This window comes from Pseudomonas sp. P4_C8 (assembly GCF_056401975.1).
Genome location: NZ_JBFUIH010000034.1, coordinates 45,378 through 71,846, shown reverse-complemented (window position 1 = coordinate 71,846; position 26,469 = coordinate 45,378). Strand labels below are relative to the sequence as shown.

Below are 26,469 nucleotides of genomic sequence, written 5' to 3'. Positions count from 1 at the left end.
CTCCAGATTCATGTACTCATCGGACAAATGTGGGAGCGAGCCTGCTCGCGAAGAGGCCATCACAGTCACCCACAAACTTGCGGACATAAAAAAGCCCCGACTCAATAAGAGCCGGGGCTTTTGGGTTGAAGCGCTACAACGGCTTAGCCGTTGAACACGTCATCCACGCTTTTCAGCGGGTAGTTCTTCGGATACGGCAGGGTCGCTACGCCGGTCTCGATAGCAGCCTTGGCCACGGCATCGGAGATCAGGGTGATCAGACGGGCATCCATTGGTTTCGGAATGATGTACTCACGGCCGAATTCCAGTTTGATGCCGCCGTAGGCGTCGCACACTTCCTGAGGCACTGGCAGTTTGGCCAGTTCACGCAGGGCGTTGGCCGCAGCCACTTTCATTTCTTCGTTGATGCGCTTGGCGCGAACGTCCAGGGCACCACGGAAGATGAACGGGAAGCCCAGTACGTTGTTCACCTGGTTCGGGTAGTCCGAACGGCCGGTGGCCATGATCACGTCGTCACGGGTGGCGTGAGCCAGTTCCGGGGAGATTTCCGGATCCGGGTTGGAGCACGCGAACACGATCGGGTTGGCCGCCATGGACTTCAGGCCTTCAGCGCTCAGCAGGTTCGGGCCGGACAGGCCAACGAACACGTCAGCACCGGTCAGCGCGTCAGCCAGGGTGCGTTTGTCGGTCGCGTGAGCGAAGACAGCCTTGTACTGGTTCAGGTCGTCACGGCCGGAGTGGATCACGCCGGTACGGTCAACCATGAAGATGTTTTCGATGTTGGCGCCCATGCTCACCAGCAATTTCATGCAGGAGATGGCGGCCGCACCGGCGCCCAGGCAGACGATCTTGGCGTCAGCGAGGGTTTTTCCAGCGATTTCCAGGGCGTTGATCATGCCGGCCGCGGTAACAATTGCGGTGCCGTGCTGGTCATCGTGGAATACCGGAATGTCGCACTGTTCGATCAGAGCGCGTTCGATCTCAAAGCACTCAGGTGCCTTGATGTCTTCCAGGTTGATGCCACCGAAGGTGATCGAGATGCGCTTGACGGTGTCGATGAAGGCTTGCGGGCTTTCGGAGTCGACTTCGATGTCGAAAACGTCGATGCCGGCGAAGCGCTTGAACAGCACGCCTTTACCTTCCATCACAGGCTTGGAAGCCAATGGGCCGAGGTTACCCAGGCCGAGAATCGCGGTGCCATCGGAAATGACTGCCACCAGGTTGCCCTTGCCGGTGTATTTGTAGGCCAGTTCAGGATCGCGGGCGATTTCGCGTACTGGTTCGGCTACGCCGGGGCTGTAAGCCAGCGACAGGTCGCGGGCGGTAGCGGTGGCCTTGGTGAGCTCGACACTCAGCTTCCCTGGACGAGGATGGGCGTGATATTCGAGAGCGGCAGTTTTCAGATCAGACATTTTGGCATTCCGCTTTTACTGTGGGACAGACTGGTCAGCGAGGATACGCGCCTCGCAAAATCCCCACAAGACTGACCAGTCACCCCTGTCAAGCGCCCGGCCTTACGACTTTGGGCCAAGAGCCACGGAACACAAGGGATTGACTGTTCACAATCGACAACAAAAATGTCTACAATTCTTTCTTACTGCGCCGTCTGCAACATCGACGGATCGGTGAGCGGAAGAAGCCAACGTGCCTGCCCGGATTTCAATTCGCCGTGACGCGAACGATCCAGCACCCAGCCACGCGCCTCAATCTGCTTGCCCTTGAGCTTTTCCAGCGCAGAGACATCGAATTGTCCGAGCACATTGGGTGCAACGCGCAATACAACCGAGTCCTGCAACTCGATCCAAACCCCACCGCGATTGCGCTGAACATTGCTCACACGACCGCTGAGCACGGCGAAACCAGAAACGCTGATCTGCTCCGTTTTCAATACAGGGGATTGCCGCCATACGCCAAGGCCGGCCTCCCGGGCGCTGCGTTCGGCGGCTTGCTGGCAACTGACCAAATCAACATTGGGTGCCACCGCTACTTGAAAACCCAAGCCTTCGGCAAGCATCTGCGCTTCGAGATTGGCACCGTCAGCGCCATAGACATGGGCCAGCGTGCGACCGTAGCGATCCTTGTTTTCTTTACCCGGCAGCAAATCGACGCGCCCATTGCTGGCCGCCACCAGCGCTTCAAGACGTTTGCGCGCGATCACGGCAAACGGCTCGTCGGAACGGCCCTGCTTGGCCAGCTCCGGCGTATTCAAGCCGATCATGCGCACACTGCGGCCATCGCTCAGGCGCAAGGTGTCGCCATCCACCACCCGCTGCACCGTAACCGATGTCAGCCCGCTTGGCGTCGGGCAGAAGGCCTGGGCGCCGGTCAGCCAAATCGCAGACACAAAAAAGGCGCCCGCAAGGGACGCCTTTTTCAACAGCAAGGAAAAGCCCATCGGGCCCTTCAACCTTACTCTGCAGCAGCTGGAGCTTTCTTGCCGAAAGCGCCGAAACGGTCTGCGAAGCGCTGTACACGACCGCCAGTATCCAGAGTCTTCTGCTTACCGGTGTAGAACGGGTGGCACTCGTTGCATACGTCGATCGCCAGAGGCTTGGCCAGGTTCGAACGAGTTTCGAACTTGTTGCCACAGCTGCAGGTAACTGCGGTGATTTCGTATGTTGGATGGATATCGGCTTTCATGATGATTCCTCAGGCTAGCGTGCCGCCACTCAACACTATTGTTGAATACCGCACGTAATTAGGCCGCGGATTCTACCAGACATCGCCAATCACGCAAGCTGTCCCTCAAACCAGTCGTCTGCTAGGCTCCCGACCCAATACGCGATCCCCTGTAGGAGTGAGCCTGCTCGCGATAGCGATCTGTCATTCAACGTTTATGTCGTCTGAAACACCGCTATCGCGAGCAGGCTCACTTCTACAAGGTTATGTGCCTGATCCTTTTTACCGCCTGCTGATCGAGATCCCCCCGCGTGCCCGACGCCATTTTGCGCCTCGCCCTGCCTTCGCCCCTGCGCCGCCTGTTCGATTACCGTGCCCCGGCCGGGATCCTGCGCGCCCAGTTGCATCCCGGCATGCGCCTGCGGGTGCCGTTCGGACGACGGGAAATGATCGGGATTCTGGTGGAGGTCACCGATACCAGCGAAGTGCCGGTGGAAAAGCTCAAACCTGCGCTGGCCCTGCTCGACGCCACGCCACCGCTGCCACCGGCGCTGTTCAAGCTGTGCCTGTGGACCTCCCAGTATTACCAACACAGCCTCGGCGATACCTTGAGTTGGGCGCTACCGGTGTTGCTGCGTCAGGGCGAACTGGCTGAAGCGCGCCAGGAACGCTTCTGGTCTGCCGCGCCGGGCGCCAGCCTGGATGATCCGCGCATTGCCCGCGCACCGCGCCAGCGCGAAGCATTGGCGACGCTGGCCCAACATCCCCACGGCGTTGCTCATCAATTGCTGAGCAAGCTGATGTTGAGCAAAGACAGCCTGGATTTGTTGCTGGCCAAAGACCTGGTGCAGGTAGAAATCCGCAAACACGCCCCCGGCGCGCGTCACGAGCACTGGCTGGCGCAACCGGAATTACCGCTGAACCCGGAGCAGCGCGCGGCGTATGAAGCCATCCGCGCCGGGTTCGACAGTTATCACGCGTTTTTGCTGGCCGGCGTCACCGGCAGCGGCAAGACCGAAGTCTATTTACAGCTGATCCGCGAAACTCTTGAGGCTGGCAAACAAGCGCTGGTGCTGATCCCGGAGATCAACCTCGGCCCGCAAACCCTGGCGCGCTTCGAACAGCGCTTCAATGCGCGCATCGCCTTGATCCACTCGGCGGTCAATGATCGCGAACGCCTCGAAGCCTGGCTCGCCGCTCGGGACGGTGACGCCGACATTATTATCGGCACCCGCTCGGCGCTGTTCACGCCGATGAAAAACCCCGGCCTGATCATCATCGACGAAGAGCACGACGGCTCCTATAAACAGCAGGAAGGTTTGCGCTATCACGCCCGAGACCTTGCATTGGTCCGTGCCCGACAGGAAAACATCCCGATTGTCCTCGGGTCCGCCACGCCCTCACTGGAAAGCCTGCACAACGCCTACACCGGCCGTTACGGCCTCCTACGGCTGAACGAACGGGCGGGTGGCGCAAAGCAACCGCGCTTCCTGCGCCTGGATGTAAAAAGTCGCCCGCTGGACAGCGGTATTTCCGGGCCGATGCAGCAAGCCATCGGCCAAACACTGGCCGCCGGCCAGCAAGTCTTGGTTTTCCTCAACCGTCGCGGCTTTGCGCCGACACTGCTGTGTCACGACTGCGGCTGGATGTCTGAATGTCAGCGCTGCGATGCGCGGATGACTGTGCACCAGCGCTCCGGCGAGCTGCGTTGCCACCATTGCGGCTACGTCGAACGCGTACCCCGGCGCTGCCCGAAATGCAGCAAAGTCGATTTGCGGCCCGTGGGCGCCGGCACCGAGCGCGCCGAGGAACGGCTGGCGATTTTATTCCCGGACGTCCCGGTGCTGAGGGTCGATCGTGACAGCACGTCGCGCAAGGACGCGATGAATCAGCTGTTCGCCACCATTCAAAAGGGCCAACCGTGCATATTGGTGGGCACGCAAATGCTTGCCAAAGGGCATCACTTCCCACGGGTGACGCTGGTGTCGATTCTCGACGCCGACGGCGGGCTGTTCTCCGGCGACTTCCGCGCCAGCGAGCGCATGGCGCAATTGATTGTTCAGGTCGCCGGTCGCGCCGGGCGAGCGGAAGAGCCGGGCAAAGTGATCATCCAGACGCACCTGGCGGACCATCCGCTGCTGGTGCAACTGACCGAGCAAGGGTATTTCGCTTTTGCCGAGCAAGCGTTGAGCGAACGCCGCTCCGCTGGATTACCGCCGTTTGCCCATTTGGCGCTGCTGCGCGCGGAAGCGCACAAACCGGGGCAAGCCGAAGGGTTTCTTGATGAAGCGTGCAGCGAGGCCGAGCGTTTATTGGCCGAGCAAGGCCTGACCGGAATCGAGCTGCTGGGGCCGGTGCCCGCGCCGATGGAGCGCCGCGCCGGACGTTATCGAGCACAGTTGTTGTTGCAGGCTACGGCACGGGCGCCACTGCATCGGTTGTTGAGCAGTTGGTTGCTGGTGTTGGAACAGATGCCGAGCGGACGGGCGGTGCGTTGGTCTCTTGATGTCGATCCGGTGGATTTGTATTGATTTTGAGATCGCTTTCGCGAGCAGGCTCGCTCCCACAGGGGTTCTGTGGCGCTCACGCGATCAATGTGGGAGCGAGCCTGCTCGCGAAGGCGGTCGATTTGTCACCACATATCCATAACCAGCCCGCTATAGTTGGCAAGCCCGTCTTCGCCACGGATAATGCCCAGTTTTTCCACCAGCGCATCGAAGCGCGTACCGCGCTTGCGGTCGAAAGAGACCACCATGAAAGACACCATTCGCCAGCTGATCCAACAAGCCATCACCCAACTCGTCAACGAAGGTGTGTTGCCTGAAGGCCTGTCGCCGGCGATCCAGGTGGAAAACTCCCGCGACAAGAAGAACGGCGACTTCGCCAGCAACATCGCCATGATGTTGGCCAAACCGGCCGGCATGAAGCCGCGTGACCTGGCGGAAAAAATTATCGCTGCGCTGCCGGCTGATGAAAACGTCAGCAAAACCGAAATCGCTGGTCCGGGCTTCCTGAACTTCTTCCAGAACACCCAGGCCCTGGCCACTCGCCTTGACGCCGCACTCGCCGACGAACAAATCGGCGTGCGCAAGGCCGGCCCGGTGCAGCGCACCGTGGTCGACCTGTCGGCGCCGAACCTCGCCAAAGAGATGCACGTCGGCCATTTGCGCTCGACCATCATCGGTGACGGTGTTGCGCGAGTACTGGAATTCCTCGGCGACGAAGTGATCCGTCAGAACCACGTGGGCGACTGGGGCACCCAGTTCGGCATGCTGATGGCGTACCTGCAGGAAAACCCGATCACCAGCGACGAGCTGTCGGACCTGGAAAACTTCTACCGTGCGGCCAAGCAGCGCTTCGACGAATCCGAAGAGTTTGCTGATCGCGCCCGTGGCCTGGTGGTCAAGCTGCAAGCCGGCGACCCGGATTGCCTGGCGCTGTGGACCAAGTTCAAAGACATCTCCCTGTCGCACTGCCAGAAAATCTACGAACTGCTGAACGTCAAACTGACCATGGCCGACGTGATGGGCGAAAGTGCCTACAACGACGACCTGATCAATGTGGTCAACGACCTCAAGGCCGCCGGCATGCTGGTTGAGAGCAATGGCGCCCAGTGTGTGTTCCTCGACGAGTTCAAGAACGCCGACGGCGACCCGCTGCCGGTGATCATCGTCAAGGCAGACGGCGGCTACCTCTACGCCACCACCGACCTGGCGGCCGTGCGTTATCGCAGCGGCAAGCTCAAGGCTGATCGCGCGCTGTACTTCGTCGACCAGCGTCAGGCCCTGCACTTCCAGCAAGTGTTCGCCGTGGCGCGCAAGGCCGGCTTCGTGACACACCCGATGGACATGGAACACATGGGCTTCGGCACCATGAACGGTGCCGATGGCCGTCCGTTCAAGACCCGCGATGGCGGCACCGTGAAGCTGATCGACCTGCTGACCGAAGCCCAGGAACGCGCCTACACCCTGGTGAAGGACAAGAACCCAGAGCTGGCCGAAGCCGAGTTGCGCAACATCGCCAAGGTGGTGGGCATTGGCGCGGTGAAATACGCCGACCTGTCCAAGCACCGCACCAGCGACTACAGCTTCAACTTCGACCTGATGCTGAACTTCGAAGGCAACACCGCGCCGTACCTGCTGTACGCCTACACCCGCGTCGCCGGCGTGTTCCGCAAACTGGGCAAGGACTTCACAGAAGTCGAAGGCCAGATCGTGCTGGAAGCCGCCCACGAACACGAACTGGCTGCCAAACTGGCGCAGTTTGGCGAAATACTGAACAACGTGTCCGACAAAGGCACGCCGCATATCCTCTGCACTTACCTGTACGATGTGGCCGGCCTGTTCTCCAGCTTCTACGAGAACTGCCCGATCCTCAGCGCTGACACTCCGGCGCAAATGCAGAGCCGTCTGCGCCTCGCCGCACTGACCGGCCGCACTCTCAAGCAAGGCCTGGAACTCTTGGGTCTGGAAACTCTGGAGCGTATGTAAGTTGGCTGCCAAGAAAAAACCTGCACCCAAGCGTGGCGCCAGCCGTTACCAAGCCCCTGCAAAACAGCCGATTCCGGGCTGGCTGTGGATGGCCATCGGCCTGACGGTCGGCGCGTTCATCGTCTTCCTGATGAAACTGGAACCCGGCAAAGGCAGCGACACGGTCAAGCGCGAGAAGGTGGAGCAGCAACAGAAAGCCACCAAGATCGCCGAGGCCAACAAGACCCCGCCGAGCCCGACGCAACCGGTGAAGCCGAAGTACGACTTCTATACCCTGCTGCCGGAATCGGAAGTGATCGTGCCGCCGGATGCCGTGCCGGAGAAAACCCTGCCGACGCCGCAAGTGCCGGCGATTCCGACCACGCCGGTGACGCCTGCGGAAGCGGCGAAGATCGATACAGCGCGGGCTCAGGCTGCACTGGCCGGGATTACACCGCCGCCAGCGCCACCGGTGTCAAAAGCAGCGCCAGTGACCAAGTTCTTCCTGCAGGCTGGTTCGTTCCGCAAACAAACTGACGCAGACAAGGTTCGGGCGCAGATCATTCTGCTGGGTCAGTCGGTGGCGGTTGAGTCCGGCACGGTAAAGGATGAGACCTGGTATCGCGTTTTGGTCGGGCCGTTCAGCAACCGCGAACAACTGACCACGGCTCAGAAACAACTGGCCGGCGCAGGGTTTAGCAACCTGTTGTTACAACAACGCCAGAGCCGCTGATCCCGTCAGTGATACCGCATCATCGTTCATCGCTGGCAAGCCGGCTCCTACAGAATATTCGTCAATCCCTGTAGGAGCCGGCTTGCCGGCGAAGGCGCCCTTCCCGACAAAACATCCATCACCCGCTGCCAACCGCTCGTCCCTCGCCTCACCCCACAGTTGAAATACGCTCCACCACCCCCATATGAGTTGGCATAAGGCATTTTCGCCCCGCTGCGTGGAGACTCTCCCTTGACCACCATCGTTTCAGTTCGCCGCCACGGCAAAGTCGTCATGGGCGGCGACGGCCAGGTTTCTCTCGGCAATACCGTGATGAAAGGCAACGCGAAGAAAGTTCGCCGCCTGTACCACGGCCAGGTTATCGCCGGTTTTGCCGGGGCCACGGCTGACGCCTTCACCCTCTTCGAACGTTTCGAAGGCCAGCTTGAGAAACACCAAGGTCACCTGGTTCGCGCCGCCGTCGAACTCGCCAAAGAATGGCGCACCGACCGCTCCCTCAGCCGTCTCGAAGCCATGCTCGCAGTCGCCAACAAAGACGCCTCCCTGATCATTACCGGCAATGGCGATGTGGTTGAGCCTGAAGAAGGCCTGATCGCCATGGGTTCCGGCGGCGGTTATGCCCAGGCCGCTGCCAGCGCACTGCTGAAGAAGACCGATCTGTCGGCCCGGGAAATCGTCGAAACCGCTCTCGGCATCGCCGCCGACATCTGCGTATTCACCAATCACACCCAGACCATTGAGGAGCAGGACTGCGCCGAGTAAGCCCGTGTTGGCCATTGCGCCACGGCTCATTCTTGCTTGAGGTCCGCTAAATACTATGTCCATGACTCCCCGTGAAATCGTCCACGAACTCAACCGCCATATCATCGGCCAGGACGATGCCAAGCGCGCCGTCGCCATCGCGTTGCGTAACCGCTGGCGCCGGATGCAGCTGCCTGAAGAGCTGCGCGTTGAAGTAACCCCAAAGAACATCCTGATGATCGGCCCGACCGGTGTCGGTAAAACCGAGATCGCCCGTCGCCTGGCCAAACTCGCCAACGCGCCGTTCATCAAAGTCGAAGCGACCAAGTTCACCGAAGTCGGCTATGTGGGCCGCGACGTTGAATCGATCATTCGTGACCTGGCTGACGCTGCGATCAAATTGCTGCGCGAACAGGAAATCACCAAGGTGCGCCACCGCGCCGAAGATGCCGCTGAAGAGCGCATCCTTGACGCCCTGCTGCCACCGGCACGCATGGGTTTCAGCAACGAAGACGCTGCACCGTCGGCTGATTCCAACACCCGCCAGCTGTTCCGCAAGCGCCTGCGCGAAGGTCAGCTGGACGACAAGGAGATCGAAATCGAAGTCGCCGAAATGGCCGGCGTCGACATCTCTGCGCCACCGGGCATGGAAGAAATGACCAACCAGTTGCAGAGCCTCTTCGCCAACATGGGCAAGGGCAAGAAGAAAAACCGCAAGCTCAAGGTCAAGGAAGCGCTGAAACTGGTGCGTGACGAAGAAGCCGGTCGCCTGGTCAACGAAGAAGAGTTGAAAGCCAAGGCACTGGAAGCGGTCGAGCAGCACGGCATCGTGTTCATCGACGAAATCGACAAGGTGGCCAAGCGCGGTAATTCCGGTGGCGTCGATGTGTCCCGTGAAGGCGTACAGCGTGACTTGCTGCCGCTGATCGAAGGCTGCACCGTCAACACCAAGCTGGGCATGGTCAAGACCGACCACATCCTGTTCATTGCTTCCGGTGCGTTCCACCTGAGCAAGCCGAGCGACCTGGTGCCTGAGCTGCAAGGCCGCTTGCCGATTCGTGTCGAACTCAAGGCGCTGACGCCGGAAGATTTCGAGCGCATTCTCAGCGAGCCGCATGCATCGCTCACCGAGCAATACTGTGCCCTGCTGAAAACCGAAGGCCTGGGCATCGAGTTCCAGCCGAGCGGCATCAAGCGCATTGCCGAGATCGCCTGGCAGGTCAACGAGAAGACCGAGAACATCGGTGCCCGTCGCCTGCACACCTTGCTTGAGCGCTTGCTTGAAGAGGTGTCGTTCAGCGCCGGTGATCTGGCCAGCGCCCATGACGGCAAGGTGATCATGATCGACGCCGACTACGTCAACAGCCATTTGGGCGAATTGGCGCAGAACGAAGACCTGTCCCGTTATATCCTGTAAGCCAAGCGACCCTCTGTAGGAGCACAGCTTGCTGGCAATGGCGCACTTGAGATCGCCATCGCCGGCAAGCCGTGCTCCTACAGGAGTCAGACCACGCGCCTACAGACGGACTCCAGGTCATGACCCAACTCCCCACCGACATCAAACTGCACAAAGCCTCGAAAACCCTGTCGCTGAAATACGCGTCCGGCGAGGAATATCACCTGCCCGCCGAGTTCCTGCGCGTGCACTCTCCCTCCGCCGAGGTCCAGGGCCACGGCAAACCCATCCTGCAATTTGGCAAGATCAACGTCGGCCTGTCCAAGGTAGAACCGGCCGGTCAGTACGCACTGAAATTGACCTTCGACGACGGCCACGACAGCGGCCTGTTCACCTGGGAATACCTTTACGAACTTGCGCGACGTTATGACGCACTCTGGGAAGACTATCTTGCCGAGCTCAAAGCCGCCGGAAAAACCCGCGATCCGAACGAATCCATCGTCAAGCTGATGCTCTAAATCGGCCCTTTTGCTCTTTAGAAGGCATTTTCTAATTTCATCTGTTTGAATGCTCGGCTCAAAGGCCAATGATTGGCCTGCTTGCGAAAAAAATTAAACTCGGGTAACCAATGGAACTGGCAAGTTCCCTGCAATGCTCTCTGAACTAAAAAGCAGCGATGCAGAATTATCGGTCACCCAAGTAGCAGTACCTGGCAAAGACTGTTTGACGAAAAAAGTCAGCCCCAGGTACTCGTCTCAGGGCAATGGAGCGTCGTAGATGAGTAATAAGAATAACGATGACTTGAAATCACAAGCCTCGGAAAACACCTTGGGGCTGAATCCAGTCGTTGGGCTGCGCGGAAAGGATCTTTTGGCTTCTGCTCGCATGGTGCTCAGACAGGCCATCAAACAACCGATTCACAGTGCCAAGCATGTCGCCCATTTCGGCCTTGAACTGAAGAACGTGGTATTCGGCAAATCCGAGCTTCAACCGACACCCGAAGACCGCCGCTTCAACGATCCGGCCTGGACTCAGAACCCGCTCTATCGACGTTATTTGCAAACGTACCTGGCGTGGCGCAAGGAGCTCCACGACTGGATCGGCGACAGTAATCTGTCGCCCAAAGATGTCGCTCGCGGACACTTCGTGATCAACCTCATGACCGAAGCCATGGCCCCGACCAACTCGGCGGCCAACCCGGCGGCGGTCAAACGCTTCTTCGAAACCGGCGGCAAAAGCCTGCTCGACGGCCTCTCGCATCTGGCCAAGGACATGGTGCACAACGGCGGCATGCCGAGCCAGGTCAACATGGGCGCATTCGAAGTTGGCAAGAGCCTGGGCGTAACCGAAGGCGCCGTGGTGTTCCGCAACGATGTACTGGAGCTGATCCAGTACAAGCCGACCACCGAGCAAGTGCACGAGCGCCCACTGCTGGTGGTGCCGCCACAAATCAACAAGTTCTACGTATTCGACCTGAGCCCCGAGAAGAGCCTGGCGCGCTACTGCCTGCGCAGTAATCTGCAGACCTTTATCGTCAGCTGGCGCAACCCGACCAAGGAGCAGCGCGAGTGGGGCCTGTCGACCTACATCGAAGCGCTCAAGGAAGCGGTCGATGTGGTCAGCGCCATCACGGGCAGCAAAGACATCAACATGCTCGGCGCCTGCTCCGGTGGCATCACCTGCACCGCGCTGCTGGGCCATTACGCGGCAATCGGCGAGAAAAAGGTCAACTCCCTGACGCTGCTGGTCAGCGTGCTGGATACCACCCTGGACAGCGACGTCGCCCTGTTCGTCGACGAGCAAACCCTGGAATCCGCCAAGCGCCAGTCCTATCAGGCCGGTGTGCTGGAAGGCCGCGACATGGCGAAAGTCTTTGCCTGGATGCGCCCCAACGACTTGATCTGGAACTACTGGGTCAACAACTACCTGCTGGGCAACGAACCGCCGGTGTTCGACATCCTGTTCTGGAACAACGACACCACAAGGTTGCCGGCCGCGTTCCACGGCGACCTGATCGAGATGTTCAAAAGTAATCCACTGATCCGCCCCAATGCACTGGAAGTGTGCGGTACGCCGATTGACCTGAAACAAGTCACCGCAGACATCTATTGCCTGGCCGGCACCACCGACCACATCACCCCATGGAAGTCCTGCTACAAGTCAGCGCAACTGTTTGGTGGCAAGGTCGAATTCGTGTTGTCGAGCAGCGGGCATATCCAGAGCATTCTGAACCCGCCGGGCAATCCGAAATCACGCTACATGACCAGCAGCGAGATGCCGGTCAAGGCCGAAGAGTGGCAAGAGAACTCCACCAAGCACACCGATTCCTGGTGGCTGCACTGGCAGGCATGGCAAGCCGAGCGTGGGGGCAAGTTGAAAAAGGCGCCAGCCAGCCTGGGCAACAAAACCTACACCGCCGGCGAAGCAGCGCCAGGCACTTATGTCCATGAGCGGTAACTGACACACCTCGCGCCCTGTAGGAGCCGAGCTTGCTCGCGATAGCGTTGTGTCAGTCAACATTAATATTGGCTGACACGGCGCTATCGCGAGCAAGCTCAGCTCCTACAGGGGATCGGGGGGTGAAATTGAGATAGCGACCCACAAGGCCTGAAGCATGCCGCAACCGTTCATTTTTCGTACCATCGACCTGGATGGCCAGACCCTCCGCACGGCGGTACGCCCCGGCAAGCCTCACTTGACGCCCTTGCTGATTTTCAACGGCATCGGCGCCAACCTGGAGCTGGTGTTTCCGTTCGTCGCGGCGCTGGACCCGGACCTGGAAGTGATTGCTTTCGACGTACCCGGTGTCGGCGGCTCGTCGACACCGAGTCGACCTTATCGCTTTCCGGGCCTGGCGAAACTCACGGCGCGGATGCTCGACTACCTCGACTACGGACAAGTCAATGTGATTGGCGTGTCCTGGGGCGGTGCCCTTGCGCAGCAGTTTGCGTATGACTATCCCGAGCGTTGCAAGAAACTCGTGTTGGCGGCCACGGCAGCTGGCGCAGTGATGGTGCCGGGCAAACCGAAAGTGCTATGGATGATGGCCAGCCCACGGCGCTACATCCAGCCGTCTCACGTGATCCGCATTGCACCGATGATCTATGGCGGCGCGTTCCGTCGAGATCCGACCCTGGCGGCCAGCCACGCGGCGAAAGTCCGTTCGGCGGGCAAGCTCGGTTATTACTGGCAACTGTTTGCCGGCTTTGGCTGGACCAGCATTCACTGGCTGCACAAGATCAATCAGCCAACCTTGGTGCTGGCCGGCGACGACGATCCGCTGATCCCGCTGATCAACATGCGTTTACTGGCCTGGCGAATTCCCAATGCCCAGTTGCACATCATCGATGACGGGCATCTGTTCCTGATTACTCGCGCCGAAGCGGTAGCACCGATCATCATGAAATTCCTCGAAGAAGAACGTCAGCGTGCCGTGATGCATCCGCATCCACATCCGTCGCCGTCACGCGGTTAAAGGACGAAGGCTTTTGCCTGGTGGCCGGCAGGACGCCGCGCCGCGCAACAACCCACAACAGCGTCTATGGTGAACGGTTCAGTGTGTTTGTTTTTGGCTTGAAACGAAGGAGTGTTGAGACATGCGCGACAAACCAGCGAGAGACCATTTACCCACTCCCGCCGCGTTCATCAACGCACAGAGTGCAATTACCGGCCTGCGTGGCCGGGATCTGTTTTCGACCCTGCGCAGTGTGGCGGCCCACGGCTTGCGCAATCCGGTGCACAGCGCCCGACACGCCTTGAAACTGGGCGGTCAGTTGGGCCGCGTGTTGTTGGGTGAAACCTTGCACCCGACCAACCCGCAAGACAGTCGTTTCAACGACCCGGCGTGGAGCCTCAACCCTTTTTATCGCCGCAGCCTGCAGGCTTACCTGAGCTGGCAGAAACAGGTCAAAAGCTGGATCGACGAGAGTGCGATGTCCCCCGATGATCGCGCCCGCGCGCACTTTGCGTTTGCCTTGCTCAACGATGCGGTATCGCCGTCCAACACCTTGCTCAATCCGCTGGCGATCAAGGAGATCTTCAACTCCGGCGGCAACAGCCTGGTGCGTGGCATCAGCCATCTGGTCGACGACCTCTTGCACAACGACGGCCTACCCCGGCAAGTCACCAAGCAAGCGTTCGAAGTGGGTAAAACCGTTGCCACCACGAGCGGTTCCGTGGTGTTTCGCAACGAACTGCTGGAGCTGATCCAGTACAAGTCGATGAGCGAGAAACAGTATTCAAAACCGCTGCTGGTGGTGCCGCCGCAAATCAACAAGTACTACATTTTCGACCTGAGCCCGCATAACAGCTTCGTTCAGTTCGCCCTGAAGAGCGGCCTGCAAACCTTCATGATCAGTTGGCGCAATCCGGATGTGCGCCATCGCGAATGGGGGCTTTCCACGTATGTTGAAGCCGTGGAAGAAGCCATGAATGTCTGCCGGGCGATCACCGGTGCGCGCGAGGTCAACCTGATGGGCGCGTGCGCCGGCGGGCTGACCATCGCCGCGCTGCAAGGCCACTTGCAGGCCAAGCGACAGCTGCGGCGAGTGTCCAGCGCGACCTATCTGGTGAGCTTGCTCGACAGTCAAATGGACTCCCCGGCGACGCTTTTCGCCGACGAACAAACCCTTGAGGCGGCCAAGCGCAAGTCTTATCAGAAAGGTGTGCTGGAGGGTCGCGACATGGCCAAGGTGTTCGCCTGGATGCGTCCCAACGACTTGATCTGGAGTTATTTCGTCAATAACTACCTGCTCGGCAAAGAACCGCCGGCGTTCGACATCCTCTACTGGAATAACGACAACACACGATTGCCGGCGGCCTTTCATGGCGATCTGCTGGACTTCTTCAAACACAACCCTATGAGCCATCCGGGCGGCCTTGAAGTGTGCGGTACACCCATCGACTTGCAGAAAGTCACCGTCGACAGCTTCAGCGTCGCGGGCATCAACGACCACATCACGCCATGGGATGCCGTGTACCGCTCGACACTGCTGCTGGGTGGCGAGCGACGCTTCGTGCTGTCCAATAGCGGTCACGTGCAGAGCATTCTCAACCCGCCGAGCAACCCGAAAGCCAACTACGTCGAAGGCGCGAAATTGAGCAGCGATCCACGGGCCTGGTACTACGACGCCAAGCAAGTCGACGGCAGTTGGTGGACGCAATGGCTGGAGTGGATTCAACAACGCTCTGGCGCGCTAAAAGAAACCCACACAACCCTTGGCAATCAGAACTATCCACCGCAGGAGGCAGCACCCGGTACTTACGTGCGTGTGCGCTGACGTTCAACCCACCACGGCCGACGCTGGCCGTGGCCTGACTCGACCATTAAGAAGACTGGATGAAAACCCGCGACCGGATTCTCGAATGTGCTTTGCAGTTGTTCAATCAGAAAGGCGAACCGAACGTCTCCACCATGGAAGTTGCCAACGAGATGGGCATCAGCCCCGGCAACCTCTACTACCACTTTCACGGCAAGGAGCCGCTGATTCTCGGGTTGTTCGAACGCTTTCAGTCTGAACTGACACCGTTGCTCGACCCACCCTCCGATGTCGAACTGACACCGGACGATTACTGGCTGTTCCTGCACCTGATCGTCGAACGCCTGGCGCATTACCGGTTTCTGTTCCAGGACCTGTCGAACCTCGCCGGACGTCTGCCAAAACTGGCCAAGGGCATACGCAACCTGCTCAATGCGCTGAAGCGCACACTGGCATCGTTGCTCGCGCGGTTAAAGGCCCAGGGGCAGTTGGTCAGCGATACGCAAGCGTTGGGGCAGTTAGTAGAGCAGATCACCATGACGCTGCTGTTCTCACTGGACTACCAGCGGATTCTGGATCGTGAGGGTGAGGTGAGACTGGTGGTGTATCAGATCATGATGCTGGTGGCGCCGCACTTGTTGCCACCGATCAAGGTCGCGACCGAACAGATGGCACTTCAATACCTGGAAGCCCACGAATAACCACTGTAGGAGCCGAGCTTGCTCGCGATAGCGTCGTGTCAGTCGACATTAATATTGGCTGACATGGCGCCATCGCGAGCAAGCTCGGCTCCTACAGAGGGATGCGTCGCTCATTGAACCGAGTACAAACAAAAACGCCCGACCTTTGCAGGCCGGGCGTTTTTTTGAGCCCTAAAAATCAGGACTGACTGGTTGGCGTCGTTGCTGGCGCTACAGTCGGGGTTACAGCAGGGGTCGGCGCGGTAGCAGAGTTCGATGCGCTGACCGGGGCGGCCGGAGTTGCCGGAGTTGCCGGTTTGGCAGCAGCCACTGCTGGTTTTGGTGCGGCAGCTTTCGGCGCTGCCGGTTTTTTCACCGCTGGCTTCTTCGCGGCAGCAGGTTTTGCTGCTGGCTTGGCTGCCGGTTTGGCGGCTGCGGTTTTGGCCGCAGGTTTAGCAGCAACCGGTTTGGCCGCTGGCTTGGCTGCGGCAGTTTTGGCAGCAGGCTTGGCCGCTGGTTTAGCAGCCGCTTTTGCCAGTGGCTTGGCAGCGGTTTTAGGCGCTGGTTTTGCCGCTGCGGTTTTCGCCGCAACAGGCGCAACCTTGGCACCAGTGAGTTTTTCGATTTGCTTGGTCAGGGTGTCGACCTTGCTGTGCAGTGCTTTCACTTCGTTGCGGCTCGGTACACCGAGGCGCGAAATAGCACTGTTCAGACGCTTGTCGAAAGCCCCTTCCAGCTCGTCCCATTTGCCCAGTGCGCGATCTTTAACGCCACTGATACGCGACTTGGCCGAAGTAGCAGAATCCTTGGCAGCGTCGACTTTCTTGCCGACAGCGCTCTTGGTGAGCTTCTCGGCTTTCTCGCCGTCTTTGACCAATGTATCGAAGAGCTTGCTGCCGTCAGTGTCGATCTTCGAGTACACACCTAAACCAGCCAGCCAGATTTTGCGGGAGTAGTCTTCGACTTTCCCAATCCACGAGCTGCCTTCTTTTTCGGTGTTCTTTTTACCAGCCATCCCGTTCTCCTTAAGATTTACGCGCGACGCGTTCGAGCAATGCCGTCAGCTCATCGAGCTTAGCAGAGAGTGTCTCAACGTCATGTTTAGACGGAATGCCGATACGATTCAAGGCACTTGCGACACGCGAGTCAAAAGCCTTCTCGACCTTGTCGAGTTGAACTTCGACCTTGCCTTTGAAAGTACTCACTTCGCTCTTGGCTTCAACGATCTCGGCATTAGCGGCTTCAAGTTTTTCGGCTACTACTTTTTTGCCTTTCTTTTCAACAGTTTGACCAGCCTTGATCAACTCTTGAAAGTACTCGCCACCCTCTTGGCCGACCTTGGTGTAGGCACCCAGGCCTGCCAGCCAGATCTTGCGGGCATAGGATTTAACGTCGCCCAGAACAGCGGTCGATGCGTCGATTTTTTTCTTCAAAATTACTTTAGCCATGGTGCACCTCACGCGCAGAAGGTTTGAGGAACTGCCCGCGCAAGTGTCGGGCTCAGGCACAAAGTAGGGAGAAAAATTAGAAACGGCACCCTAACAACTGACACAAATCGCTGATGCCAAAAACCTGTAGGAGCAAAGCTTGCTCGCGATGGCATCCACGCGGTGCGACAGAAATGTCGAGGTGCCTGCATCGCGAGCAAGCTTTGCTCCTACAAAAAAGCGAGGGTCAGGCGAGCGCTTTATCGAGGGCCTTTTCGATTTCCGATTTGATCATGCCGCTCATGGCCGACATCATCAGCCCCAACTCCACCTCGACGCGGATCGAATCTTCGCTGACATGCACCGCGCCTTTCACGCCGGAGCGCTTGAGGTTCAATGTGTCACCGAACCACTGCGGCTCCAGGCCATATTGATCGGACAGTTTCTGCGCCAGCTTGTCGGCCATCTCGCGGGCCGCTTCCTTGCCCAGGCCGTGGGCACGTTCAACACTAATATGGGCCATCGAATGACTCCTGCTTTATGGATACTTTCCTGAAGCATCTTGAGCATTACTGCGTCAAAACGTCCCGGTGGTTGCCCATCTTACCTTCAGCCTTGCCAAGACAAAGCATGCCTTGGGGATTAGAATGTCCCGCATTCTCTTCTGGTGACAGCGATATGACTGATCAGCGCAAAGGCAGCGATGCCGAACCCACCACTCACTTCGGTTTCAAAAACGTTCCGGAAAGCCAAAAAGCGGAAAAAGTCGCTGAGGTTTTCCATTCGGTAGCCGCCAAGTACGACTTGATGAACGACCTCCTGTCGGGCGGCATGCACCGTTTGTGGAAGCGTTTCGCAATCGAGCTTTCGGGCGTGCGCACCGGCAATCGCGTTTTGGACATCGCTGGCGGTACGGGCGACCTGACCAAAAAATTCTCGCACCTCGTCGGCCCGACCGGCCAGGTGGTGTTGGCCGACATCAACGAATCCATGCTCAAGGTCGGTCGTGACCGCCTGCTGGATCTCGGCGTGGCCGGCAATGTCGAATTCGTTCAGGCCGATGCTGAAAAGCTGCCGTTCCCGGACAATCACTTCGACTGCGTGACCATCGCCTTCGGCCTGCGCAACGTGACGCACAAGGAAGATGCCCTGCGCTCGATGCTGCGCGTACTCAAGCCTGGCGGTCGTCTGTTGGTATTGGAGTTCTCCAAGCCGACCAACGCGTTGATGTCCAAAGCCTACGACGCCTACTCGTTCGCCTTCATGCCGCTGATGGGCAAGCTGATCACCAACGACTCGGAAAGCTATCGCTACCTGGCCGAATCGATCCGCATGCACCCGAATCAGGAAACCCTGAAGTCGATGATGGTCGAGGCCGGTTTCGACCGCGTGACCTACCACAACATGACGGCAGGCATCGTCGCCCTGCACCGCGGCATCAAACCCTGATGTTGCTGGCCGGTCTGCTCGCCAGCGTTGAACTCGGTCTGAACCGGGTGTTGCGTCTCGACAGCACGGCGCTGCCACGGCTGACGCATTTGAGCGGCCGGGTGATTGCCGTCGATTGCAGCAGCCCGGCGCTGCAACTGTTCATCCTGCCCAGTGACGAAGGCCTGATGCTGGCCGCTCATTGGGAAACCGGCGCCGACTGCACGTTGCGTGCTCCGGCCTCCAGCCTGTTGAAACTGGCGATGAGCAAGGACAAGACCTCGGTCCTGCATAGCCCTGAGGTCGAACTCGACGGTGACAGCGGCGTGCTGCTGGAACTGGCGGCGATCCTTCAGGACCTGGAGCTGGATTGGGAGTACGAACTCTCGCGCTGGCTGGGCCCGGTGGCCACGCAACTGGTCGGCGGTCACCTGCGCAGCCGCGCCCGCTGGTATCAGCAAGGGTTTGCCAGCCTGGGGCAGAACTTGGGCGAATACCTTGCAGAAGAGTCGCGCACCCTCGTCGGTCAGCGCGAAGCCGAAGCCCGTTTCAGTGAACTGGACCAGATCAAACTCGATCTGGAACGTCTCGAGGCGCGCTTCGAGCGCCTTTCCCGATCCCTCGACCCAAGCGATAACGCATGAAGCTGCTTGCCGTCCGCCGTTTGTTGCGCATCCAGCGCGTTGTGATTCGTTACCGCCTCGATGACCTGCTGTTTGCCCTGCCGCTGCCGTGGTTTCTGCTGGCATTGCGTTACGCGCTGCCGTGGCGCTGGTTCCCGCGCAAGACGCTGGACCTGAGCCGTGGCGCACGATTGCGCCTGGCGTTGCAGGACCTTGGGCCGATTTTCATCAAGTTCGGGCAGATTCTGTCCACCCGCCGCGACTTGTTGCCGGAAGACATTGCCGATGAGCTGATGAAGCTGCAGGACCGCGTGCCGCCGTTCGACTCGCAAGTGTCGGTCAAGCTGATCGAAGACCAGCTCGGCAAAAAGATCAGTGAAGTGTTCAGCCGCTTCGACGTTGAGCCGCTGGCTTCCGCCTCGGTGGCGCAGGTGCATGCCGCGCAGTTGAAAACCGGCGAAGAAGTAGTGGTCAAGGTGATCCGCCCGGGCCTCAAACCGATCATCGCTCAAGATCTGGCGTGGCTGTTCATTCTTGCCCGCGCCGCCGAAAAGCTCTCGGCCGACGCGCGTCTGCTGCACCCGGTGGACGTGGTCAGCGACTACGAAAAAACCATCTACGACGAACTCGACCTGCTGCGCGAAGCGGCCAACGCCAGCCAGTTGAAGCGTAACTTCGAAGGCTCGCCACTGTTGTATGTGCCGCAAGTCTATTGGGACTGGTGCCGGCCGAAAGTGTTGGTAATGGAGCGCATCTACGGCATCCAGGTCACCGACCTGACGACGCTGGCCGACCAGCGCACGGACATGAAAATGCTCGCCGAACGCGGTGTGGAGATCTTCTTCACCCAAGTGTTCCGTGACAGCTTCTTCCACGCCGACATGCACCCCGGCAACATCTTCGTCAGCACCGTCAACCCGTGGAGCCCGCAGTACATTGCGATTGACTGCGGCATCGTCGGCAGCCTGACCCCGGAAGACCAGGACTACCTGGCGCGCAACCTGTTTGCCTTCTTCAAGCGTGACTATCGTCGCGTGGCGCAATTGCACATCGATTCGGGCTGGGTACCGGCGGAAACCAAACTCAACGAATTCGAAGCGGCGATCCGCACTGTGTGCGAGCCGATTTTCGAAAAACCATTAAAAGATATCTCCTTCGGCCAGGTGCTGATGCGTCTGTTCCAGACTGCTCGGCGCTTCAACATGGAAGTGCAGCCGCAGCTGGTACTGCTGCAAAAAACCCTGTTGAACATCGAAGGCCTGGGCCGTCAGCTGTACCCGGACCTCGATCTGTGGAACACCGCGCAGCCTTTCCTCGAACGCTGGATGCGCGAGCGCGTCAGCCCCAAAGCCTTGCTCGGCAACGTGCAGAGCCAGTTCGAACAGTTGCCGCATCTGGCCAATATGGCCCGTGATCTGCTTGAACGCATGTCCCATCCCCACGCCTACGACCCACCGCCACCGTGGCATCGACGCCGGGACGACTGGTTCCTGCGGCTGCTCGGCACGGCCCATCTGGCCGGTGGTGCAATACTGGCCGCCGGGGGGCCGCTGAACCAACTGGCTTACTGGCCGGCCGGAATCATGATGGCTGTCGGTTTGTATCTGGTCGTTCGCCGATAGCCAGTCACGCAAGTCGCTGGCACACTGTCCGAACGCCTGGGTTCGACTAATGAAGTGTTGAACCCGCTGTCGGAGTCGAAGATGAAAAACTGGCTGGACGAGATCAAGTGGGACGCTGATGGCCTGGTGCCCGCGATTGCCCAGGATCACAAGACCGGGCGCGTCCTGATGATGGCCTGGATGAACCGTGAAGCGCTGGAACTGACTGCTGCCGAGAATCGTGCCATTTACTGGTCGCGTTCCCGTGGCAAGCTGTGGCGCAAGGGCGAAGAGTCCGGCCACGTGCAAACCCTGCATGAGATGCGCCTGGACTGCGACGCCGACGTGATCATCCTGATGATCGAGCAAATGGGCGACATCGCTTGCCACACTGGCCGCCAAAGCTGCTTCTACCGTGTCTTCGAGAACGGCGACTGGAAAACTGTCGACCCGGTGCTCAAGGACCCGCACGCCATCTACTCCGCAGGACACACCCATGAGTGACACGTTGACCCGTCTGGCCCAAGTGCTGGAAGAGCGCAAAGGCGCCGCCGCCGACAGCTCGTATGTCGCCAGCCTGTACCACAAGGGCTTGAACAAGATTCTGGAAAAAGTCGGCGAAGAGTCGGTCGAAACCATCATTGCTGCCAAGGATGCCGCCATCAGCGGCGACTGCAGCGATGTGATCTACGAGACCGCCGATTTGTGGTTCCACAGCATGGTCATGCTCGCCCAACTGGGGCAGCATCCACAGGCTGTACTTGATGAACTGGACCGTCGTTTCGGTCTCTCCGGACACGCCGAGAAAGCCTCGCGCCCGTCCGCCTGAATAACTATTAGAGAGGAGCAGCAACATGGGCATTTTTGACTGGAAACACTGGATCGTCATCCTGGTTGTTGTCGTATTGGTATTCGGCACCAAGAAACTGAAAAACCTCGGTACTGACGTGGGCGAGTCGATCAAGGGCTTCAAGAAAGCCATGAACGACGACGAAAAACCGGCCGACCCGACCGCGACACCGTCCCAACCGGTACCGCCGGTTCAGCCGCAGACCTCTGTGAACCAGCCGCACACCATCGACGTGCAGGCACAAAAAGTCGAAGAGCCGATTCGCAAAGACGTGTGAGCACTGACTAATGTTTGGTATCAGCTTCTCTGAACTGCTGCTCGTCGGCCTCGTAGCCCTGCTGGTACTGGGTCCCGAGCGCTTGCCGGGTGCTGCGCGCACCGCCGGCCTGTGGGTCGGACGCTTGAAGCGCAGCTTCAACGCAATCAAACAGGAAGTTGAACGGGAAATCGGCGCCGACGAGATTCGTCGGCAGCTGCACAACGAGCACATTCTGTCGCTGGAGCAGGAGGCGCGGAAGATTTTCTCGCCGACCCAGCAGGAGCCGACGCCGGTGGAGCATGTGGGGGAACAGACGATTCACGCGCCTGTCGCCGCCACTGAACCAACGCCTGCGCCAGCGCCTGTTGTAGCGACAGCGCCACCTGAGTCCGTTGTATCAGCACCACCGGTTGAACCGGTTGCTCCTGCCGCCGCGCCGACAGCGCCGGCCCCTCATGACCCAACACTGCCGCCGCGAGCCCCATGACAAGGGCCTGTCATCGGTCATTTCCTGTGTCGCGTTGTCGCCTGAAAGCGGGCCAGGCAAGGCGTAGGCCGCAGGGAATGGTTGTTCCCTTTCCAAGGCCTACAACGCAGCCTGGCCCGCTTTCAGGCACAACCCGGAGGGCCGGCCTGTATTTGCGCAGGGCTGCGTTACTCGTCACTTATTTGAAACGCCAAACTACGCTCCTCGCGCCTTGCCCTGCGCAAATACAGGCTCGGCGCGACACAGGAAATGACCGATGACAGGCCCTACTCTCCCCGAAAATGACCAGCACATGCCGCTGGTTTCGCACCTCACCGAGTTGCGTACCCGCCTGCTGCGCTGTGTAGCGGCGATTTTTATCATCTTCGCCGGGTTGTTTGCCTTTACCCAGCAGATCTACACCTTCGTCTCCACGCCGCTGCGCGCATACCTGCCTGCCGGCGCGACAATGATCGCCACCGATGTGTCGTCGCCATTCCTGACGCCGCTAAAGCTGACCATGATGGTTTCGCTGTTCCTGGCGATCCCGGTGATCCTGCATCAGATCTGGGGCTTCATTGCACCGGGCCTGTACAAGCATGAGAAGCGCATTGCAGTACCGTTGTTGATGTCCAGCATCGTGCTGTTCTACGCCGGTATGGCGTTCGCCTATTACCTGGTGTTCCCGCTGATCTTCAAGTTCTTCGCCTCCGCCACCCCGGCTGGCGTGGAGATGATGACCGACATCACCAGCTACCTCGATTTCGTCATGACGCTGTTCTTCGCCTTCGGCGTGGCGTTTGAAATTCCGGTGGCCGTGGTGCTGCTGGTGTGGATTGGTGTGGTCGACGTCAAATACCTGAAGAAAATCCGCCCCTACGTGATCATCGGTTGCTTCGTGGTCGGCATGATCCTGACGCCGCCGGACATCTTCTCGCAGACGCTATTGGCTGTTCCAATGTGGTTGCTGTTCGAGATCGGGATCTTGTTTGGCAGCCTGATCAGCAAACGGGGCGAGCATCCGGACGATCAACCGGTTGACGATCACAACGACCAGCCGCCAGCGACCCAACCGTGAACCTGCTGCTCCTCGAAGAAGCTGATTTCATTGCAGCCGACCGAGTGATCCTGCGTGATCGCCGGTTGACGCACATGCAGGAAGTCCACCGCTGCGAAGTCGGTGACAGCATGCGCGTCGGCAGGATCGGTGGGTTGATGGGTTCGGCAGAAGTGCTGCGTCTGGACGCCGGTGAAGCCGAACTGCGCGTCACCCTCGACCAACCGCCCCCGGCCAAGCTGCCGTTGACCCTGGTTCTGGCCCTGCCACGCCCGAAAATGCTGCGCAGGGTGTTTCAGACCGTGGCTGCCATGGGTGTGCCACGTATCGTGCTGGTGAACAGCTATCGCGTCGAGAAGAGCTTCTGGCAAACCCCGTTTCTGGAACCCGAGGCGATTCGCGAGCAACTGATCCTCGGCCTCGAACAGGCCCGGGACAGCGTGTTGCCGGAAATCGTTATCGAGAAGCGCTTCAAGCCGTTTGTTGAGGACCGTCTGCCAGCGATCACCGAGGGCACCCTCGGCCTGGTCGGCCATCCCGGTCATCACCCGCCCTGCCCCCGAGGCCTGGACGAACCGGTGACCCTGGCCATCGGCCCTGAAGGTGGCTGGATTCCTTACGAAATCGACCTGCTGGGCAAGTCCGGCCTGCAACCGGTGCAACTCGGCGAGCGCATTCTGCGCGTCGAAACCGCCGTCACCGCGCTGCTCGCCCGCCTCTTCTAACACTGCACCTTGTAGCTGCTGGCGAAGCCTGCTGCTACAAGGGCTGTGATTGTCGCAGTCTTTTTCCACCCTACAGAACCCGCCTCGCCTGCCGATACAGTTCCCATAAAACCAAATCAGTGGTCCAGGGAGTTGCAGCATGTACCAATGGCTAGCCGAGAATCTGGGAAACGTCAGCGTCAATCGCAAACTGGGGATCGGTTTCGGCCTGGTGCTGCTGCTTACCTTATTGATCACCTTCACCGGCTGGACCGGTCTGAGCGAAGTGACCAGCCGCGGTGATAAGTTGGGCTTCATTTCCAGCATCAATGACCTGACCAGAGACCTGCGCATCGCTCGTCTGGACTACGAAATTCGTCGTGGCGAACAAGGCCCTGACGCCGTAAACGAGATGTTGAGCAAGCTCGAAACCAGCCTGCAAGCCGCCCGTCAAATGATCGAGCAGCCTGCCGACGTGGCCATGATCGACCAGCAATTGGCCGCCGTCAGCCAATACAAGCAAGCCTTTGTCGCCCTGACCCAAGCCGGCGCCAACCGCGAAAACGCCCGCAGCAAAATGGGCGCCACCGCTGACAATGCCGTGGCCAAGGTTGCTGAAGTCGAAAAATCGATGCTGCAGGGCGACAGCGTTACGCAATTCAACAGTGTGATCGAACTGAGCAAACTGATTCAACAAGCGCGCTTCCAGGTTCGCGGTTACACCTACAGCGGCAAGCCAGAAGCCGAGCAACCCGCGCTGGACGCCATCGACAACGCCCTGAAAAACCTGGAAAGCCTGCCGTCCGAACTGTCGGAACAACACGCCACCCACCTGCAACAGGCCGCCGAATCGCTCAAAGCCTACCGCGCGGCTGTCAGCCAGTTCCGCGACTCCCAGGTCGCCAGCGCCGACGCGATCAAACGCATGGCCGCGCAAGGCGAAATCCTGCTCGGCGCCAGCAAAAAGCTCACGATTTCGCAAACCGTCGTGCGCGATACCGATGCCGCACACGCCAAGAACATGCTGCTGATGGCCACCGCTCTGGCCCTGGTCTTTGGCATGATCGCTGCTTGGGCGATCACTCGTCAGATCGTCATCCCGCTGACCCAGACCCTTAAAGTGGCTGAACGCGTGGCAGCCGGCGATCTGACTCACAACCTGACCTCCAAACGTCGCGACGAACTCGGCCAGCTTCAGCGCGCCATGCAGAGCATGACCTTGGGCCTGCGCGAACTGATCGGCGGTATCAGCGACGGCGTCACGCAAATCGCCAGCGCCGCTGAAGAGTTGTCGGCGGTCACCGAGCAAACCAGCGCCGGGGTCAACAGCCAGAAAGTCGAGACCGATCAGGTAGCGACCGCGATGAACGAAATGACCGCGACCGTGCAAGAAGTCGCGCGCAATGCCGAAGAAGCCTCCGAAGCCGCTGTCGCCGCCGATCAGCAAGCCCGTGAGGGCGACAAAGTGGTCGGCGAAGCCATCGCCCAGATCGAGCGCCTGGCCCTCGAAGTCGGCAACTCCACCGCTGCAATGGGCGATTTGAAACGCGAAAGCGACAAGATTGGCAGTGTGCTCGACGTGATCAAATCCGTCGCCCAACAAACCAACCTGCTGGCCCTCAACGCCGCCATCGAAGCCGCCCGTGCCGGTGAAGCGGGACGTGGTTTTGCGGTGGTTGCCGATGAAGTTCGCAGCCTGGCGCAACGCACCCAGAAGTCCACCGAAGAAATCGAAGAGCTGATTGTCGGGTTGCAAAACGGCACCCAGCAAGTTGCGACCATCATGGATAACAGCCGCGCCCTGACTGACAGCAGCGTCGAACTGACCCGCCGCGCCGGGGGCTCACTGGAAAGCATCACCCGCACCGTGTCGGCGATTCAGTCGATGAACCAGCAGATTGCCGCCGCAGCCGAGCAGCAGACGGCGGTGGCCGAGGAGATCAACCGTAGCGTGCTCAACGTGCGTGATGTGTCCGAGCAGACCTCGGCAGCCAGTGAAGAGACGGCGGCGTCCAGTGTTGAGCTGGCGCGGTTGGGGACGCATCTGCAGATGCTGGTGGGCAGATTCAAGGTTTGAGGTGATTCAATGACCTCGGTTCACATAGGACCGAGGTGAAGCTATCGCGAGCAGGCTCACTCCTACAGGGGGCAGGAGTCA

Annotated in this window: 27 protein-coding genes and 1 pseudogene; 21 read left to right on the top strand and 7 right to left on the bottom strand. The window is 59.5% G+C overall.

Features of this window, described 5'->3' with window-relative positions; all coding sequences use genetic code 11:
* Nucleotides 1-143 precede the first annotated feature (143 nt).
* The 3 genes from AC1DWM_RS21030 to rpmE all read right to left on the bottom strand — a co-directional run bounded on the left by AC1DWM_RS21030 (nucleotide 144) and on the right by rpmE (nucleotide 2,640).
* A complete protein-coding gene (locus AC1DWM_RS21030; RefSeq protein WP_046031175.1) occupies nucleotides 144-1,412 on the bottom strand; it encodes a malic enzyme-like NAD(P)-binding protein in 1,269 nt (422 codons plus the stop codon).
* Nucleotides 1,413-1,594: 182 nt separating this feature from the next.
* Nucleotides 1,595-2,395, bottom strand: a complete 801-nt coding sequence (locus AC1DWM_RS21025) for a thermonuclease family protein (protein ID WP_477796025.1) — start codon at nucleotides 2,393-2,395, stop codon at nucleotides 1,595-1,597.
* Nucleotides 2,396-2,409: 14 nt separating this feature from the next.
* The gene (gene rpmE / locus AC1DWM_RS21020) at nucleotides 2,410-2,640 is read right to left on the bottom strand and encodes a 50S ribosomal protein L31 (protein ID WP_007899231.1); all 231 of its coding nucleotides are present in this window, start codon (nucleotides 2,638-2,640) and stop codon (nucleotides 2,410-2,412) included.
* Nucleotides 2,641-2,930: 290 nt separating this feature from the next.
* Here rpmE and AC1DWM_RS21015 point away from each other — a divergent pair, with 290 nt between their 5' ends.
* Nucleotides 2,931-5,150, top strand: a complete 2,220-nt coding sequence (locus AC1DWM_RS21015) for a primosomal protein N' (RefSeq protein ID WP_223519942.1) — start codon at nucleotides 2,931-2,933, stop codon at nucleotides 5,148-5,150.
* Nucleotides 5,151-5,251: 101 nt separating this feature from the next.
* Here the strand turns inward: AC1DWM_RS21015 and AC1DWM_RS21010 are convergent, their stop codons facing one another.
* Nucleotides 5,252-5,374: a hypothetical protein gene (locus tag AC1DWM_RS21010; protein WP_263288380.1), complete on the bottom strand. Its 123-nt coding sequence runs from the start codon at nucleotides 5,372-5,374 to the stop codon at nucleotides 5,252-5,254.
* Here AC1DWM_RS21010 and argS point away from each other — a divergent pair.
* The 9 genes from argS to AC1DWM_RS20965 all read left to right on the top strand — a co-directional run bounded on the left by argS (nucleotide 5,373) and on the right by AC1DWM_RS20965 (nucleotide 15,917).
* Nucleotides 5,373-7,109, top strand: coding sequence for an arginine--tRNA ligase (argS, locus tag AC1DWM_RS21005; RefSeq protein WP_477796024.1), 1,737 nt, complete (start codon nucleotides 5,373-5,375; stop codon nucleotides 7,107-7,109). The genes AC1DWM_RS21010 and argS overlap by 2 nt on opposite strands.
* Before the next feature lies 1 nt (nucleotide 7,110).
* The gene (locus AC1DWM_RS21000; RefSeq protein WP_223519938.1) at nucleotides 7,111-7,821 is read left to right on the top strand and encodes an SPOR domain-containing protein; all 711 of its coding nucleotides are present in this window, start codon (nucleotides 7,111-7,113) and stop codon (nucleotides 7,819-7,821) included.
* A gap of 231 nt (nucleotides 7,822-8,052) precedes the next feature.
* Complete coding sequence (hslV, locus tag AC1DWM_RS20995; RefSeq protein ID WP_046031180.1) at nucleotides 8,053-8,583, top strand: ATP-dependent protease subunit HslV; 531 nt, start codon at nucleotides 8,053-8,055, stop codon at nucleotides 8,581-8,583.
* Nucleotides 8,584-8,638: 55 nt separating this feature from the next.
* Nucleotides 8,639-9,979 carry an ATP-dependent protease ATPase subunit HslU gene (gene hslU, locus AC1DWM_RS20990; RefSeq protein ID WP_477796023.1) on the top strand — a complete coding sequence of 447 codons (1,341 nt, stop codon included), beginning with the start codon at nucleotides 8,639-8,641 and terminating at the stop codon, nucleotides 9,977-9,979.
* A 119-nt stretch (nucleotides 9,980-10,098) separates the two neighbouring features.
* Entirely contained in the window at nucleotides 10,099-10,476 is a 378-nt protein-coding gene (locus AC1DWM_RS20985) for a gamma-butyrobetaine hydroxylase family protein (protein ID WP_223519934.1), read from the top strand.
* Between the two features lie 259 nt (nucleotides 10,477-10,735).
* A complete protein-coding gene (gene phaC / locus AC1DWM_RS20980; protein WP_223519932.1) occupies nucleotides 10,736-12,415 on the top strand; it encodes a class II poly(R)-hydroxyalkanoic acid synthase in 1,680 nt (559 codons plus the stop codon).
* Nucleotides 12,416-12,572: 157 nt separating this feature from the next.
* Entirely contained in the window at nucleotides 12,573-13,433 is an 861-nt protein-coding gene (gene phaZ, locus AC1DWM_RS20975; RefSeq protein WP_223519930.1) for a poly(3-hydroxyalkanoate) depolymerase, read from the top strand.
* Nucleotides 13,434-13,554: 121 nt separating this feature from the next.
* Nucleotides 13,555-15,237: a class II poly(R)-hydroxyalkanoic acid synthase gene (gene phaC / locus AC1DWM_RS20970; RefSeq protein ID WP_223519928.1), complete on the top strand. Its 1,683-nt coding sequence runs from the start codon at nucleotides 13,555-13,557 to the stop codon at nucleotides 15,235-15,237.
* Between the two features lie 59 nt (nucleotides 15,238-15,296).
* Nucleotides 15,297-15,917, top strand: coding sequence for a TetR/AcrR family transcriptional regulator (locus tag AC1DWM_RS20965; RefSeq protein ID WP_223519926.1), 621 nt, complete (start codon nucleotides 15,297-15,299; stop codon nucleotides 15,915-15,917).
* 178 nt (nucleotides 15,918-16,095) lie between these two features.
* On the opposite strand, the gene AC1DWM_RS20960 is transcribed toward AC1DWM_RS20965, so the two are convergent.
* The 3 genes from AC1DWM_RS20960 to AC1DWM_RS20950 all read right to left on the bottom strand — a co-directional run bounded on the left by AC1DWM_RS20960 (nucleotide 16,096) and on the right by AC1DWM_RS20950 (nucleotide 17,846).
* Complete coding sequence (locus AC1DWM_RS20960; protein ID WP_477796022.1) at nucleotides 16,096-16,911, bottom strand: phasin family protein; 816 nt, start codon at nucleotides 16,909-16,911, stop codon at nucleotides 16,096-16,098.
* A gap of 10 nt (nucleotides 16,912-16,921) precedes the next feature.
* A complete protein-coding gene (locus tag AC1DWM_RS20955) occupies nucleotides 16,922-17,344 on the bottom strand; it encodes a phasin family protein (RefSeq protein WP_477796021.1) in 423 nt (140 codons plus the stop codon).
* 226 nt (nucleotides 17,345-17,570) lie between these two features.
* Nucleotides 17,571-17,846 (bottom strand): polyhydroxyalkanoic acid system family protein, encoded by a 276-nt coding sequence (locus tag AC1DWM_RS20950; RefSeq protein WP_223519922.1) that lies wholly within the window; start codon nucleotides 17,844-17,846, stop codon nucleotides 17,571-17,573.
* A gap of 155 nt (nucleotides 17,847-18,001) precedes the next feature.
* On the opposite strand from AC1DWM_RS20950, the gene ubiE reads away from it, so the two are divergent.
* The 11 genes and pseudogenes from ubiE (at nucleotide 18,002) to AC1DWM_RS20895 (ending at nucleotide 26,388) form a co-directional block, all read left to right on the top strand.
* Nucleotides 18,002-18,772 carry a bifunctional demethylmenaquinone methyltransferase/2-methoxy-6-polyprenyl-1,4-benzoquinol methylase UbiE gene (gene ubiE, locus AC1DWM_RS20945; protein ID WP_007948968.1) on the top strand — a complete coding sequence of 257 codons (771 nt, stop codon included), beginning with the start codon at nucleotides 18,002-18,004 and terminating at the stop codon, nucleotides 18,770-18,772.
* Nucleotides 18,772-19,395, top strand: a complete 624-nt coding sequence (locus AC1DWM_RS20940; protein ID WP_223519920.1) for a ubiquinone biosynthesis accessory factor UbiJ — start codon at nucleotides 18,772-18,774, stop codon at nucleotides 19,393-19,395. The genes ubiE and AC1DWM_RS20940 overlap by 1 nt, the downstream gene beginning before the upstream one ends.
* On the top strand, nucleotides 19,392-20,996 hold the full coding sequence (ubiB, locus tag AC1DWM_RS20935) for a ubiquinone biosynthesis regulatory protein kinase UbiB (RefSeq protein ID WP_477796020.1): 1,605 nt from the start codon (nucleotides 19,392-19,394) through the stop codon (nucleotides 20,994-20,996). Before AC1DWM_RS20940 ends, ubiB begins: the two co-directional genes overlap by 4 nt.
* Nucleotides 20,997-21,077: 81 nt before the next feature.
* On the top strand, nucleotides 21,078-21,479 hold the full coding sequence (gene hisI / locus AC1DWM_RS20930; protein WP_477796019.1) for a phosphoribosyl-AMP cyclohydrolase: 402 nt from the start codon (nucleotides 21,078-21,080) through the stop codon (nucleotides 21,477-21,479).
* Nucleotides 21,472-21,804, top strand: a complete 333-nt coding sequence (locus AC1DWM_RS20925; RefSeq protein WP_007899279.1) for a phosphoribosyl-ATP diphosphatase — start codon at nucleotides 21,472-21,474, stop codon at nucleotides 21,802-21,804. Before hisI ends, AC1DWM_RS20925 begins: the two co-directional genes overlap by 8 nt.
* Nucleotides 21,805-21,829: 25 nt before the next feature.
* A complete protein-coding gene (locus tag AC1DWM_RS20920; RefSeq protein ID WP_223519914.1) occupies nucleotides 21,830-22,102 on the top strand; it encodes a twin-arginine translocase TatA/TatE family subunit in 273 nt (90 codons plus the stop codon).
* A gap of 10 nt (nucleotides 22,103-22,112) precedes the next feature.
* Complete coding sequence (gene tatB / locus AC1DWM_RS20915; protein WP_223519912.1) at nucleotides 22,113-22,571, top strand: Sec-independent protein translocase protein TatB; 459 nt, start codon at nucleotides 22,113-22,115, stop codon at nucleotides 22,569-22,571.
* 256 nt (nucleotides 22,572-22,827) lie between these two features.
* Nucleotides 22,828-23,628: a twin-arginine translocase subunit TatC gene (tatC, locus tag AC1DWM_RS20910; protein WP_223519910.1), complete on the top strand. Its 801-nt coding sequence runs from the start codon at nucleotides 22,828-22,830 to the stop codon at nucleotides 23,626-23,628.
* Nucleotides 23,625-24,332, top strand: a complete 708-nt coding sequence (locus AC1DWM_RS20905; RefSeq protein WP_223519908.1) for a 16S rRNA (uracil(1498)-N(3))-methyltransferase — start codon at nucleotides 23,625-23,627, stop codon at nucleotides 24,330-24,332. Before tatC ends, AC1DWM_RS20905 begins: the two co-directional genes overlap by 4 nt.
* Nucleotides 24,333-24,471: 139 nt before the next feature.
* Nucleotides 24,472-25,530, top strand: a pseudogene (locus tag AC1DWM_RS20900) (methyl-accepting chemotaxis protein); the annotation flags it as partial.
* The gene (locus AC1DWM_RS20895; RefSeq protein WP_411741869.1) at nucleotides 25,516-26,388 is read left to right on the top strand and encodes a methyl-accepting chemotaxis protein; all 873 of its coding nucleotides are present in this window, start codon (nucleotides 25,516-25,518) and stop codon (nucleotides 26,386-26,388) included. The pseudogene AC1DWM_RS20900 and the gene AC1DWM_RS20895, both read left to right, overlap by 15 nt.
* Nucleotides 26,389-26,469 lie beyond the last annotated feature (81 nt).

Excerpts from the sequence above, each read along its gene's own strand:
- AC1DWM_RS21030 (WP_046031175.1), bottom strand. The coding sequence starts at position 1,412 with ATGTCTGATCTGAAAACTGCCGCTCTCGAATATCACGCCCATCCTCGT.
- AC1DWM_RS21025 (WP_477796025.1), bottom strand. The coding sequence starts at position 2,395 with ATGGGCTTTTCCTTGCTGTTGAAAAAGGCGTCCCTTGCGGGCGCCTTT.
- rpmE (WP_007899231.1), bottom strand. The coding sequence starts at position 2,640 with ATGAAAGCCGATATCCATCCAACATACGAAATCACCGCAGTTACCTGC.
- argS (WP_477796024.1), top strand. The coding sequence starts at position 5,373 with ATGAAAGACACCATTCGCCAGCTGATCCAACAAGCCATCACCCAACTC.
- AC1DWM_RS21010 (WP_263288380.1), bottom strand. The coding sequence starts at position 5,374 with ATGGTGGTCTCTTTCGACCGCAAGCGCGGTACGCGCTTCGATGCGCTG.
- hslU (WP_477796023.1), top strand. The coding sequence starts at position 8,639 with ATGTCCATGACTCCCCGTGAAATCGTCCACGAACTCAACCGCCATATC.
- AC1DWM_RS20985 (WP_223519934.1), top strand. The coding sequence starts at position 10,099 with ATGACCCAACTCCCCACCGACATCAAACTGCACAAAGCCTCGAAAACC.
- phaC (WP_223519932.1), top strand. The coding sequence starts at position 10,736 with ATGAGTAATAAGAATAACGATGACTTGAAATCACAAGCCTCGGAAAAC.
- phaZ (WP_223519930.1), top strand. The coding sequence starts at position 12,573 with ATGCCGCAACCGTTCATTTTTCGTACCATCGACCTGGATGGCCAGACC.
- phaC (WP_223519928.1), top strand. The coding sequence starts at position 13,555 with ATGCGCGACAAACCAGCGAGAGACCATTTACCCACTCCCGCCGCGTTC.
- AC1DWM_RS20965 (WP_223519926.1), top strand. The coding sequence starts at position 15,297 with ATGAAAACCCGCGACCGGATTCTCGAATGTGCTTTGCAGTTGTTCAAT.
- AC1DWM_RS20960 (WP_477796022.1), bottom strand. The coding sequence starts at position 16,911 with ATGGCTGGTAAAAAGAACACCGAAAAAGAAGGCAGCTCGTGGATTGGG.
- AC1DWM_RS20955 (WP_477796021.1), bottom strand. The coding sequence starts at position 17,344 with ATGGCTAAAGTAATTTTGAAGAAAAAAATCGACGCATCGACCGCTGTT.
- AC1DWM_RS20950 (WP_223519922.1), bottom strand. The coding sequence starts at position 17,846 with ATGGCCCATATTAGTGTTGAACGTGCCCACGGCCTGGGCAAGGAAGCG.
- ubiE (WP_007948968.1), top strand. The coding sequence starts at position 18,002 with ATGACTGATCAGCGCAAAGGCAGCGATGCCGAACCCACCACTCACTTC.
- AC1DWM_RS20940 (WP_223519920.1), top strand. The coding sequence starts at position 18,772 with ATGTTGCTGGCCGGTCTGCTCGCCAGCGTTGAACTCGGTCTGAACCGG.
- ubiB (WP_477796020.1), top strand. The coding sequence starts at position 19,392 with ATGAAGCTGCTTGCCGTCCGCCGTTTGTTGCGCATCCAGCGCGTTGTG.
- hisI (WP_477796019.1), top strand. The coding sequence starts at position 21,078 with ATGAAAAACTGGCTGGACGAGATCAAGTGGGACGCTGATGGCCTGGTG.
- AC1DWM_RS20925 (WP_007899279.1), top strand. The coding sequence starts at position 21,472 with ATGAGTGACACGTTGACCCGTCTGGCCCAAGTGCTGGAAGAGCGCAAA.
- AC1DWM_RS20920 (WP_223519914.1), top strand. The coding sequence starts at position 21,830 with ATGGGCATTTTTGACTGGAAACACTGGATCGTCATCCTGGTTGTTGTC.
- tatB (WP_223519912.1), top strand. The coding sequence starts at position 22,113 with ATGTTTGGTATCAGCTTCTCTGAACTGCTGCTCGTCGGCCTCGTAGCC.
- tatC (WP_223519910.1), top strand. The coding sequence starts at position 22,828 with ATGACAGGCCCTACTCTCCCCGAAAATGACCAGCACATGCCGCTGGTT.
- AC1DWM_RS20895 (WP_411741869.1), top strand. The coding sequence starts at position 25,516 with ATGCAGAGCATGACCTTGGGCCTGCGCGAACTGATCGGCGGTATCAGC.